This window comes from Paenibacillus sophorae, assembly GCF_018966525.1.
Classification (GTDB): Bacteria; Bacillota; Bacilli; order Paenibacillales; family Paenibacillaceae; genus Paenibacillus_AQ; species Paenibacillus_AQ sophorae.
In genome coordinates, this window is record NZ_CP076607.1 from 4,835,058 (window position 1) to 4,846,716 (window position 11,659).

At 45.2% G+C, this 11,659-nt stretch carries 14 protein-coding genes; 4 read left to right on the top strand and 10 right to left on the bottom strand.

Annotation, left to right across the window (positions count from 1 at the left end):
* Window positions 1-253 precede the first annotated feature (253 nt).
* The gene (locus KP014_RS23495; RefSeq protein WP_036599537.1) at window positions 254-1,069 is read left to right on the top strand and encodes a sulfite exporter TauE/SafE family protein; all 816 of its coding nucleotides are present in this window, start codon (window positions 254-256) and stop codon (window positions 1,067-1,069) included.
* A 40-nt stretch (window positions 1,070-1,109) separates the two neighbouring features.
* Here KP014_RS23495 and KP014_RS23500 read toward each other — a convergent pair whose 3' ends face one another.
* The 4 genes from KP014_RS23500 to KP014_RS23515 all read right to left on the bottom strand — a co-directional run bounded on the left by KP014_RS23500 (window position 1,110) and on the right by KP014_RS23515 (window position 2,391).
* On the bottom strand, window positions 1,110-1,622 hold the full coding sequence (locus tag KP014_RS23500) for a GNAT family N-acetyltransferase (RefSeq protein ID WP_246590572.1): 513 nt from the start codon (window positions 1,620-1,622) through the stop codon (window positions 1,110-1,112).
* A gap of 165 nt (window positions 1,623-1,787) precedes the next feature.
* Window positions 1,788-1,952: an aldo/keto reductase gene (locus tag KP014_RS23505; protein ID WP_090834328.1), complete on the bottom strand. Its 165-nt coding sequence runs from the start codon at window positions 1,950-1,952 to the stop codon at window positions 1,788-1,790.
* A gap of 120 nt (window positions 1,953-2,072) precedes the next feature.
* Window positions 2,073-2,180, bottom strand: coding sequence for a zinc ribbon domain-containing protein (locus KP014_RS29430; RefSeq protein ID WP_216700415.1), 108 nt, complete (start codon window positions 2,178-2,180; stop codon window positions 2,073-2,075).
* On the bottom strand, window positions 2,134-2,391 hold the full coding sequence (locus KP014_RS23515) for a transposase (RefSeq protein ID WP_051500378.1): 258 nt from the start codon (window positions 2,389-2,391) through the stop codon (window positions 2,134-2,136). Before KP014_RS23515 ends, KP014_RS29430 begins: the two co-directional genes overlap by 47 nt.
* Window positions 2,392-3,068: 677 nt before the next feature.
* Here KP014_RS23515 and KP014_RS23520 point away from each other — a divergent pair.
* From KP014_RS23520 to KP014_RS23530, 3 genes are all read left to right on the top strand, one after another.
* Window positions 3,069-3,647 carry a PadR family transcriptional regulator gene (locus KP014_RS23520; RefSeq protein WP_051500379.1) on the top strand — a complete coding sequence of 193 codons (579 nt, stop codon included), beginning with the start codon at window positions 3,069-3,071 and terminating at the stop codon, window positions 3,645-3,647.
* Window positions 3,640-4,404: an EFR1 family ferrodoxin gene (locus KP014_RS23525; protein ID WP_036599539.1), complete on the top strand. Its 765-nt coding sequence runs from the start codon at window positions 3,640-3,642 to the stop codon at window positions 4,402-4,404. The genes KP014_RS23520 and KP014_RS23525 overlap by 8 nt, the downstream gene beginning before the upstream one ends.
* Window positions 4,405-4,490: 86 nt before the next feature.
* On the top strand, window positions 4,491-5,843 hold the full coding sequence (locus KP014_RS23530) for an MATE family efflux transporter (RefSeq protein WP_036599542.1): 1,353 nt from the start codon (window positions 4,491-4,493) through the stop codon (window positions 5,841-5,843).
* A gap of 140 nt (window positions 5,844-5,983) precedes the next feature.
* On the opposite strand, the gene KP014_RS23535 is transcribed toward KP014_RS23530, so the two are convergent.
* The 6 genes from KP014_RS23535 to hypE form a co-directional block, all read right to left on the bottom strand.
* Window positions 5,984-7,213 (bottom strand): mannitol-1-phosphate 5-dehydrogenase, encoded by a 1,230-nt coding sequence (locus KP014_RS23535; protein ID WP_036599543.1) that lies wholly within the window; start codon window positions 7,211-7,213, stop codon window positions 5,984-5,986.
* Window positions 7,214-7,332: 119 nt separating this feature from the next.
* Window positions 7,333-8,022 (bottom strand): HAD family hydrolase, encoded by a 690-nt coding sequence (locus KP014_RS23540; RefSeq protein ID WP_036599544.1) that lies wholly within the window; start codon window positions 8,020-8,022, stop codon window positions 7,333-7,335.
* A gap of 668 nt (window positions 8,023-8,690) precedes the next feature.
* Window positions 8,691-9,197, bottom strand: coding sequence for a hypothetical protein (locus KP014_RS23545; protein ID WP_036599546.1), 507 nt, complete (start codon window positions 9,195-9,197; stop codon window positions 8,691-8,693).
* 59 nt (window positions 9,198-9,256) lie between these two features.
* The gene (locus KP014_RS23550; protein WP_036599547.1) at window positions 9,257-9,493 is read right to left on the bottom strand and encodes a hypothetical protein; all 237 of its coding nucleotides are present in this window, start codon (window positions 9,491-9,493) and stop codon (window positions 9,257-9,259) included.
* Window positions 9,494-9,572: 79 nt separating this feature from the next.
* Window positions 9,573-10,577 carry a HoxN/HupN/NixA family nickel/cobalt transporter gene (locus tag KP014_RS23555; protein ID WP_051500380.1) on the bottom strand — a complete coding sequence of 335 codons (1,005 nt, stop codon included), beginning with the start codon at window positions 10,575-10,577 and terminating at the stop codon, window positions 9,573-9,575.
* A gap of 64 nt (window positions 10,578-10,641) precedes the next feature.
* Window positions 10,642-11,652, bottom strand: a complete 1,011-nt coding sequence (gene hypE, locus KP014_RS23560; RefSeq protein WP_036599549.1) for a hydrogenase expression/formation protein HypE — start codon at window positions 11,650-11,652, stop codon at window positions 10,642-10,644.
* Between the last annotated feature and the right edge of the window lie 7 nt (window positions 11,653-11,659).

The window sequence follows — 11,659 nt, forward strand, 5'->3', positions numbered from 1 at the left end:
GTCCAGGCTGTGTCTTGTCAATGCTTTTTCTACATTATTCGCAACAAATCGACAGGAATGAATCTCCCCGTAACTTAGAAAATTTTCGGATTTTTTCTCTTGTCTTTTATTATGGCATAGTATAGACTTGTTTTAATTTTGTTACGTATTGTTTTGTTCTGTTTAGTTTATTTCAGCACATAATTCAGTCTGTTTTTACGATGTTATGTATTGTTTTGTTTTTATATTCATATTTTAAGGAGGTTTTCATTAAATGGAAGGCAGTGGTAAAAAATCGTTGCTTGCCTTGGTCACAGGAGCACCCATCGGTTGCTTAGGAGGTTTAATCGGACTAGGAGGTGCTGAGTTTCGTCTTCCCGTGCTGGTTGGATTATTTCGTTATACCGCCCGGCAAGCTGTGGCCTTTAATTTGGCGGTTAGTTTAGTTACTCTAATCTCCTCTCTGATCTTTCGCCTTCCCAAAATCGCGATAAGTGACCTGGTCAAAGATATTCCAATCATACTCGCGTTTATTGCTGGAGGAATGGTTGGCGCTTACTCGGGAGCTAATTACTCGAAGCATCTATCGGAACGCGCTCTGGAGAAGGTTATTCTCGTGTTATTGGTCGGCATCGGCGTCCTTCTTCTAGTGGAATCCTTTCATCCTATTGTATCGGGCGGCATTCCTATGGCGCTTCCGGTTGCGATTATTGTTGGCGTCATTTTTGGTATTTGCATTGGAGTTGTGAGCAGTCTGCTCGGTGTGGCCGGCGGGGAGCTGATTATCCCCACTCTAATCTTAGTATTTGGACTGGATATTAAAATTGCAGGTACAGCCAGCATTCTCATTAGTTTACCGACTGTGCTGATCGGCATAATCAGACACGGTTCCAATGGGGCTTATAAACAGAGAAGCGAATTGAAAGATCTCGTCCTGCCTATGGGTATTGGCTCCATTATCGGTTCCTTTATCGGCGGAATGTTGATCGGCTATGTATCTTCCAGTCTGCTAAAATTGGTACTTGGTGCAATACTCATTGCTTCTGCGGTAAAAATGTTCAAAAAATACAGAACCCGCGAAATACCTTAAGACTCAAGGTTTCTCGCGGGTTTTTCGTTACTCTGCAGTCCTAATACGCTGTCTCCCCAACTTCATACCTTAACCGGATCATATCCCGGCATGGGATGCCGTTCTCATAGATGGCTTCCTTATAATTTCGGACAAAAAAGTCACGGTCCACACTGGTGATCCGAAATCCGCATTTTTGGTAAAGGGCGAGCTGATGAATACTGGAGTTCCCTGTACCGATCTCGATGTTCCGGACTTCAGAGGCTTTCGCTATTTCAATTGCGGCTTGCAGCAATCTTCTCCCGATCCCTTTACCCTGAGCATCTTCCCTTACGGCGATATTCATAATTTCAACCGTTTCCGCATCCCTCGGCAGCAGTACAAAGACGCCAACCGGCTTCTGCGGAAATGCCTCTTCGGGCAGCACGGCAATGTAACAGGTTCCCTGCTCCAGATAGCGGTCTACCAGTTCGCGGGACGGGTCGGCGATCAGCAACAGTTCATAAGGCGGCGGTTCATCAGAGGCCAGCATACGAATGTGAAAATCTCGTTCCGGAGCAAGTTCCCCCATCATTACCACATCACCTCCGCATGTATTATTGGCCTTCAGTTTCTCTATAAATTTAGCTCTTCCATAAGTATTTGAGGATAGCTCGTTCCTTGAATGGCTGAAAAGTCAAATAAGCGATCCAATTCTGCCATTTACTCAGCAGTTAACACAACATCCGCCGCTTTAATATTATCGATCAGATACGGCAGTAAGCGGATGAACTTTATTTGCCTTTTCGATGGTATCAAGCGATGCTTCACATATACCGATATTTCTGATTTTACCTTCCGAAACCAAATCAGACATCGCACCAATGGTTTCTTCAATGGGTACCGTTTTATCTATGCGATGAATATAGTTTGAACACTCCCCTCCCTACGCTTATGCTTAGAGGAAGCAGATTCTTGGGTAGTCTCTTCTAGTGAAGAGAAGTTTGCCAAGCGAACCCTGCCGTTCCGGCAGTTCGTGTATGATCTACATCTGTAGCAATCTTTTACCTTCAGCCAGAATATTTAGACTGGCATTCAAGTCTCGGTTATGACCCGTGCCACATTCCGGGCATGTCCATTCGCGAACGTTCAAATTCTTGACCTCTGGGTTCCGGTAATGTGCATGGTACGGGAGGACATTGATCGTAGTAGGCTTTGGCGAGTCTATTCTCCAAGGTGCGAAAAAATTTGGGATTGCCAAACACTTCACCATTTGACATAACCGCAAAATCTTTCAGTCCGACTTCAATGCCAACCTCGGAATGGGCCTTAGGCAGCGCCTTCACTTCCGTCCGTTTTTCCATAGGATTGGCTCATTCCCATACAGCCCAAGCCAATTTCAGAAACCTCCAGATTTGAACCCAATACTCTTGTTCTCATTTTATAGTCCTTCCTTATCTATTCTTTTGCCCATAATATTGGACACGAGGTTAATCATTCTATTTCTTGATAAGAATTTCGGCAGCAGTACGGATGAAAAAATATTTTGCTTCCCGTCCACCACACTTATTTTTTTCTTTTCCAGCCCTTTGAACGCGGTTGCGACGACATCGCCGGGTGTTCTTTTATTTCCAAAGGATTTGGTAGCAGCAGGTCCATTACGGCAACCGAATTGAGCATGATTTGTTCATGCTGATGTGCAAAATCTGTGTTGGTCAAAATTGACTGCTCAGATTCGGCGCGTCGAAGAAATATTCAACAGCGAAATTATGGAAAAAATCAGCTCTTTGGAAAATCTGTCTTTTCACGATCTGAATGCCCTGCTTTCCATGCAAATTAAAGGTACAGATAGTGAAATCAAAATATCCAGAAGATCCGGAAACAGTGAATAATATAATGAAGAAACCCACAGGGAAAATGAATATTTCTCTGTGGGTTTTTATTAGGGTAAACGAACCTGTCGAATCCTGCGAAGTTGACTTTTCTCTATGTATATGCTTTTATATCTAAAAGATATATCTTTTAGATTGGAGCAAAGAAAATGCCGACTAATAAAAACAAGACCCGGTATGTCATACTTGGGCTATTAAATGAAGAACATCTGTCAGGCTATGAAATAAAACGAATCATTGATATGCGACTGTCCTTTTTTTGGAACGAAAGCTTCGGTCAAATTTACCCTGAGTTAAAAAAACTTATGTTGGAAGGCCTCATTGTCGCTTCCGATCAGTCAGACAAGAGAGGTAAAGAAAGCAAAAAGTACGAAATTACCACTCAAGGAAAAATAGAATTACAGGAATGGCTTAAAGTTCCCGTGGAAAAGGAACTTATACGATATGAAATTTTATTGAAATTGTATTTTTCAAATGAAACTTCATCAAAAAATATGCTCAATCATGTTAAAGAATTTGAAATAAACCATCGAAAACAGCGGGAATTATTCGATAAATTTGAAAGCCAACTTAAAGAAAATATTGATGTACATAGCAATCACAGACAAATCCTAATGGTCTTATCCTTTGGTCAAAAAGTTTGGGATGCTTATGCGCATTGGTGCGAAGAGACAATAAAATTACTAGAACAAGTTGTGGCGGAACATGGAGGGATAGACAATGAATAAGAATGTTGATTTTTATTATTTTTCCGGCACAGGCAACACGAAATTTATTGTTAACCATACCGTAAAATCGCTTGAATCATTCGGAATCGGTGTATCTTTGAAACTTATTGAGAATGGGTATGATTCACTTGAATCAGCGAGCGAAATATGGGTTGCGTTTCCAGTTAATGCACAATCTATGTCCCCTTTTATTTGGAGGTTTTTTAAATCGCTGCCTTATAGCAAAGGAACGAAAGTATTTGTAATGGTTACACTCAATGAATCTGCTCATGTTTTATCGCCGCTTTATTCTTTACTTACAAATAAAGGATATGCCCCCGCTTCTTCATGTGAAATAAAAATGCCAAACAATATGGTCGATACTGATTTCTGTCAAGATAAAAATCGAGAAATGCTTATTGCAGCAAGTAAAAAGGCAGACCGTTTTATTTGCGATACAATGGCAAGTAACTTTTTATGGAAGTCGGAGTTTAAGGGGTCAAAGTTTATATCCTTCTTAACGAGGGAAACACCTCTTCCTTGGGTATCTATGCGGCTTATGCTTAGACTGGAAACAACACCAACACGATGTATAGGTTGCGGCATTTGCGCAAATCAATGCCCGGTTAGAAATATTAAAAAGGTAAATCAAATACTCATTCACGGTCATAATTGTCAGTTTTGCATGAAATGTGCAGCTATCTGCCCGAATAAAGCTATAAAGGTTTCCAGAAAAGAAAATATCAAATTTCAATATACACAAAATATTATATTTTAACGGATCCGTTTAGATCATTTCATTTACATATCCCCCCTGGGGGGATAAAATAAGACTAACCTAACCATCAGATAATGGGGGATGTTATGTCAGCGAATCTGCTTGAGATGCCGAGTGAGACTCGGGGGCAGAAAGCCAAAATCATACTGGCCTTAGCTATCCCGGCTATGATCGAGAATTTTTTTCAAACGGTCGTAGGATTTGTCGATACATTGTTTGTGTCTAAACTGGGATTGACAGAGGTTGCCGCCGTTGGTGTGACCAATGCGATTCTGGCTGTTTACATAGCGGTATTTATGGCATTAGGTGTCGGTACTTCTTCCATGATCGCGAAAAGCGTGGGGGCAGGGGATTTTGAAAGAGCTAAAGCTATCGCAAAACAGTCAACATGGGCAGGATTGGCGGCGGGATTATTTTTTGGAATAGTTACCTTCTTCTTTGCCGAGACATTATTGCGTGTCATGGGAGCGGAGCCGAATGTAGTAGCCGAAGGGGTGAAGTATTTCCGGATTGTCGCGGTACCCTCAATTCTGATTTCGTTAATGACGGTATTCGGCAGCATATTAAGGGCGGCGGGCAATACCAAGACCCCTATGAAGATCGGACTGTGGATTAACGTCTTTCATATCCCTCTGGATTATGTACTTATTTTTGGGATTCCCGGGTTTGACGGTCTTGGCATTACAGGTGCGGCGTGGGCGACTACGATTGTGCGGATAGCAGGTACGGTTCTGCTGTATCTTCACATTCGAAAGACGAGATTATCTTTCCCGATAACTCAGGGGTTCATTTTCAATCGTGAATTTGCTCTACCTTTATTGAAATTATCTACACCTGCCGCTATTGAACGGCTTATTATGCGTTTCGGCCAGGTGCTGTACTTTGGCTTAATTGTTCGAATCAGCACCGATACCTATGCCGCTCACACCATAGCAGGCAATATCGAGGTGTTCTCTTACATGCCCGGATATGGTTTAGCGGTGGCGGCAGCTACGCTTGTAGGGCAACGCTTAGGGGCGAATCGTCAACATGACGCTTATCAATTCGGAAAAATAGCTGCCGTGATCGCTGTCCTGTTCATGTCCTTCGTGGGTGTTCTGTTATTCTTTCTTTCCCCTGCTGCCGCATCGTGGTTTACAAACGAGACAGATGTTCGAGGTATGGTAATTACAGCCTTGCGTATTGATGCTTTCGCCCAGCCCTTCCTGGCTATCGGATTAGTGTTGGCAGGAGCATTGCAGGGTGCGGGAGACACAAAAAGTCCATTGTACAGTACAACCATAGGCATGTGGCTCATTCGGGTTATAGGTGTTTATGTTCTGGGGATTTGGATGGGGCTTGGAATTGCAGGAGTATGGCTGTCTATTGCAATAGACTTGTTTGTCAGGGCATTGTTCTTAATATATCGTTTCAACAAGAAAATTAAAGTCATCCAGTGAAGGATTCCCGCCTGGAAGAGCCGTCTTGAGAGCGTGAGGGGGAATCCGGCAGGACCTGAAATACGCGCCCAGACAAAAGAGACCACAGATATGCGGTCTCTTTTGTCTTGCGATATCCCAAGCCTTGCAGCAAGCCGCAATTACGGGTTGTCGGATACCGCCGAACTGCTTAAGGAACCGGTAAGCGTCTCAAAGCCCAGGCCGGTCTTATGCTGGTATTTTACACAGGTGTCGAAATATTCCTCCACGATGCGGCTGTGCAGCGGGTGTTCGGCCGAAATGCCTAATTCATCAGACACTACCTTTTCGATACCCGAACTCCGTATAGCCATTTGAAGACTTACCGCCTCCGGATCATCATTATTCTCATAGAGCAGCGCGGAGGCAATAGCCGAGACCAGATGAGAAGTTTCGAATCCTAGCTCATGCGCCTTCAGTGCAGGCCGTACGAGCCGTTCGTTCGGGGAAAGCTTGCGGAGCGGAGATCTGGCCACTCGCGAAACTTTATCATTGAAATTACGGTTTGCAAAGCGTTCCATCATTTTCTTAATGTATTTCTCATGCTGCGCCGGGTCGAATCCGTATAAGTGTACCAGCATCGCCCCCGTTTCTTGCAGGACGCCGTATACCCGGGAGCGGATACCAGGATCAGACATCGCTTCCTGCAATGAAGTGTAGCCTTCAAGATATCCGAAATAAGCGGCGCTGCAATGACCCGTATTTACGGTAAACAGCTTCCGTTCCAGATAGGGATCGAGAGAATCGACATAACGGACCCCTTGGATCTCGTTATAATCGCCAATCATCCCGCTTCGCGGAACAATCCACTCGCTGAAAGGTTCAACCATGACTGCCAGCGGATCGGCATGCTTTTGGACGGGCACAATGCGGTCGACCATCGTATTCGGAAACGCCACACTGCGTTCGGCGCGCTTGATCATGTCCGGCTGCAAATACCGATATACGGATTTTCTCAACCGCTGGCTTCCCCCGATTCCATTCTCGCAGGCGATAATATGCAGCGGCTCGGGTGTGCGGCTTCGGCTCAGCCGCAGTTCGATACCGCGGGCTATCGTTCCCGCAATATCCTTCAGCGCAGAGACTCCGACGGCAGTCGTTACGAGTTCCGCACCAGCAATCGCTTCCGCTACCTTCTCGGTATCATTCAAATTAATGGCTGTTACATTATCCACAATAAATTTGTCCCGGTTCTCGTTGGCCAGGGTGACCGGATATTGTCCCCTCTTTTGCAGTTCGGCAATCTTTCTCTTATTGCGTCCGACAAAACAAACGTTATAACCGGAGCGAGACAAGACGGGGCCGATAAACCCTCTGCCAATATTGCCTGCCCCAAAATGTACGGCTTTCACAATGGCGTCCCCCTTAGTCAATTTAATATACTGCTGCGAGGAACAAGAAATATGAAAGTCTGAATTTAGGATGTACATCTGTTCCTCTCTGAACTTGGTCAGTCGGAAAGAAGTAAACGTCAGCGGGCTTGAACCTGGAGATTCATATCTTGGAAACAGCGGCGGGTAAGCACATGGTCGAAATCGAGGTGTGATAAACTTTCTATTTTATGATGCGGAGTTTCAAATTTAAGAAAACCTGTGATTTCGTTTGGAATCACGACACAATCAAGGCCGGCCGCCGCCGCAGCTTTGGAGCCATTCGGTGAATCCTCAATAGCCACAGCCTCTTCAGGCTTCAGACCGAGACAGGACAGTGCTTGCTGGTACAATTCCGGATCGGGTTTTACATTCTCGACATCGTCCGCGGTACAGATACAATCGAAATATTCGCGGATGCCAAGCTGGTCCATATACTTGTCAATCCAATTTCTATCCGAACTGGTGGCAAGCCCAATCTTCAGTCCGGCTGCTTTGGCCGAATCCAGATAATGCTGAATGCCCGGACGTACTGCCTGCAGTTCCATCAGCTCGCTGTGCCTTTGCCGGACAGCCTTTCTGAATTCATCTTTGTCAATATCAAGCTTCAAATCGGTCATCAGGTATTCGTAAGGATTAAAACTGTTCAGGCTTGTTCCGATGCAAGTTGAGTACTGTTCCAGCGTCAGGTCAACCTCATGTTCCTTATAGGCTTCCTGAAATGCGGTGTACCAAGCCGTCTCCGTATCGATAATCGTTCCGTCAAAATCGAAAATCAGTCCTTTGATCAAGATCAACCATCTCCTCTTTGTCCGTTTAGTCAACATCTCTCGCATCATTAAGCAAATATTTCGCAAAAATGCTGTTCAGCGGTCATTCGCTTGTAAAAACCGTAACAAACATACGTATTTGCGTCAAGCTCGGCATCATAAATTCCAGCAAATGATTCCGCTTACTTAAGCCGTTGTCAAGCCCATCATTCAGTGGAAAATAAACCGAAATGAAAACGATTAAATTTTACGTTTCTAAAGCGGCCCAAGCATGGATTTTCCGCATAAGATCAAGGGTTTGCGCCTGCTGCGCCGCCAAATGACCGGCCGGGTCGATTTTCCGGGGAAAATGGAGGAGAAATTCAGTTAATTTTAAATGGATGAAATTTTTTTTATAGAACGTGTCGTTTGGCCTATCGTGTTAGGTTCTATAGAAATATGCAGCTCTTTCTCATAGTAAGGCACAGGTATCAATTCTCTAAAATGTAAGCGGATACTTAAAACCCCGTCTTGAGTACATCGCCAAGGTGATTTCAGCCATTCTATGAGTGAATTGAGCGTGCTCACAGGGTTGTCCGGCTGAATTTTCGCTTCCTAACTTCTTATCTTCTATCGGACCCAGGAATGTTAGCAACGCAACTTAAATAGATGTTGGTGCAGTACGTGGCTTCATCGAAAATACAGACGGATTACTTAAAAATCAGGTCTTTCATATACTTCATTGATGAATAAATCAAAGTCAATCCCAATATTAAACATGTGAGTATTAATGCAATAATTATCCATTTCCAATCGATCGTAACGTAATATAGACTAATTTTATTTACTGTTATTGTTCCCGCCTGTAAAGTAATTAAATTAATTATTATAAATATGCTATTTAACTTAATTACTCGGTATAATGGAAGTTTTGCATTACTATAAATAAATCTCTTTCGATCAAACTCATCTAAACCCTCATGAATTAACGCCTTTCTATAATGGTCCCATCTAAAAGCCCCCATACTTGCAACTAAGGCAGCAATAGATAATGTAGATGTAATATTAACTTGTACAAAGTCTTTAATAAACTCACTTAAATTAGCTTTATGTATTATTTGAAGATATAAAAACAGAAACATTGTAATAATAGAAATTATTAAAAATAACACTTCAAATACTTTGCTTTTGATCTTAATTCTTTCAGATCTTTTCATGGTTCCCTCTCTTTTACTGGCTTCAAGAATTTCACTTAACGCCTAATTTACGAACTTCGCTAATGTTCATACTGACATATATAATTCGCCCGATTTAACCAATTACCTTCTTTGTAATGACGGATTGTAATATGAAGTGCAACAGCTAAAAAAACAAAATAGCTATCGACAATGTCTCGACAGCTATTTTTGAACTCCGATAATAACCGCTTCATCCAATCAACCTGGTTAACGGCAGTATTTGGACGTACCGGACCTTCTTCATAACCATTCATCAGGCGCGTTCCGTAATCCATTAACGCCTAAATACTCATATCGTTGCACGAAGGTCCTTCCACAAATTTGCCCGCAACTGTAATCAGAAGCTTTTCCTTTTCACGTTCCGTCAACAGCCTGTCGGCCTCTCATCCCTCTCCAAATAATCATGGAGACGATCCAGGTCAAAATCAGAAATCCGGCCAGAGCGTAGCCAAGGTGATCGATACCGAGCCTATTGATCCACTGGGCAGGCTGCGGCCATTTTGCTTCAATTAAATGAACGAGCTGAACGGAGCCGATAAAAAATGCGGATACAACCGAGACACCGGTAACGATCAGGTTATAGGCTGTCTTTTTCTTGTAGGAAATGAATGCCCAGCGGTAGGCCCTTGTCATAATCGCGCCGTCGATGGTGTCCATCAAGCTCATTCCGGCAGCAAACAGCAGCGGCAGGGATAAAATGCCGATAATCGAGAACGATTCGTTCGCGGTGCTGGCCGTTATAGCAAGCAGGCTCACTTCAGTGGCCGTATCAAAGCCAAGCCCAAACAGAAATCCGAGCGGATACATATGCCAGCTTTTATTGATCATTCGAAAGGCAGGAGCCAGAAATCTGGTAAACATCCCTTTGGGCCCATGCATATGACCCGATTCGAAATCCCCGCCTGTTCGGTTCGCCGCCCCCCGGGCTCTGCCCCATAGCTTCATAAGTGTGAACACATTAATCAGTCCGACGAAGATCAGGAAGAAACCGGATACCAGCGTCCCGATCAGCCCGCCGATTTCACGTACTTTTGGATTATCGAGCACAAACGTGTTCATCGAGAGCGCGATCCCCAGCACCATGAGAAAGACGACCGTCGAGTGTCCTAGGGAAAAATACATGCCAACCCCTAAAGGGTTTCTCTTCCGTTCGATCAGTTTCCGGATCGTATTGTCAATGGCCGAAATATGATCGGCGTCAAAAGCATGTCGCAGGCCGAGCGTATAAGCCAAAAGGCCAAGCCCCCACAACTTCGGTTCGTGGGCCGTTGCCATGAGAAATCCGGCTCCCCCCAACACATGCAGCGCCAATACAACAAGAAAGTAGACGTAGCCGTTACTGGCGGAAATTCTCCTCATTAATACACCTTCTCCTGGTAAAAAGCGCCTCGCGCTTCATTTTTACAGATATCCTGCAGTCCGCTTAACAAATTCGGGGCAGTTGGTCGCCTACCAGCATATCGATGATGCGGTGACCTCCGGCCAGCGTGCGCATATACACCTTTCCCGGATGGTCCGCGACAACTTCGCCGATCACGGCGGCGTCCCGCCCATACGGGTGACTGCGCAGCAGTTCCATCGCTCGGTCCGCCTGGGCCCCGTCCACCACTAGAAGGGCTTTGCCCTCATTGGCTATGTACAGCGGGTCCATCCCCAGCATGCCGCATAGACCGCTCACTTCCCCTTTTACGGGAAGCGCATTTTCCTCCAGCCGGATGCCGAAGCCCTGCCCCTCCGTAAATTCATTCAGTGTAGTGGCTACGCCGCCGCGGGTCGGGTCCCGCATAAGTCTCACGGCACCGCCCATTGAAGCCGTTACCAGCTCCAGCATTCCATTCAGCGGCGCACAGTCGCTTGCAAGTCCGGTTTCCACCTGAAGCTGTTCCCGCTCAATCAGAATCGCTGTCCCGTGGTCCCCGATCGTACCGGTGACGATCACTTGGTCCCCCGGCCGGATCAAGGCGGGAGACAGCCGGAGACCTTCTGGAATAAAGCCCACTCCCGAGGTGTTAAGGAACAGCTTATCCGCACAGCCTCTTGGAACGACTTTTGTGTCGCCGGTTACTATCAATACGCCGGCTTCCTGTGCGGTCGCCGCCATGGACTCTGCAATCTCCTCCAGTTCCCCAAAATCAAACCCTTCTTCGATGATCCAAGCGCAGCTAATATACCTGGGAATGGCCCCGCAGACGGCCAAATCGTTAACAGTCCCGCAGATGGCCAGCTTCCCGATGTTCCCTCCCCTGAAAAAAAGCGGATGAATGACATAGGAATCCGTGGTGAATGCCATTTGTCCCGGGAGAGTTTCCAGCACTGCCGAATCGCCCCCCTCAAGGAGCCAATCATTCCGAAAGTGCTTCTGAAATATCCCTTGGATCAGTTGATGGGTCAGCTTCCCCCCGCTGCCATGGGCTAAAGTAATGATTTCGCTCATTGGACTT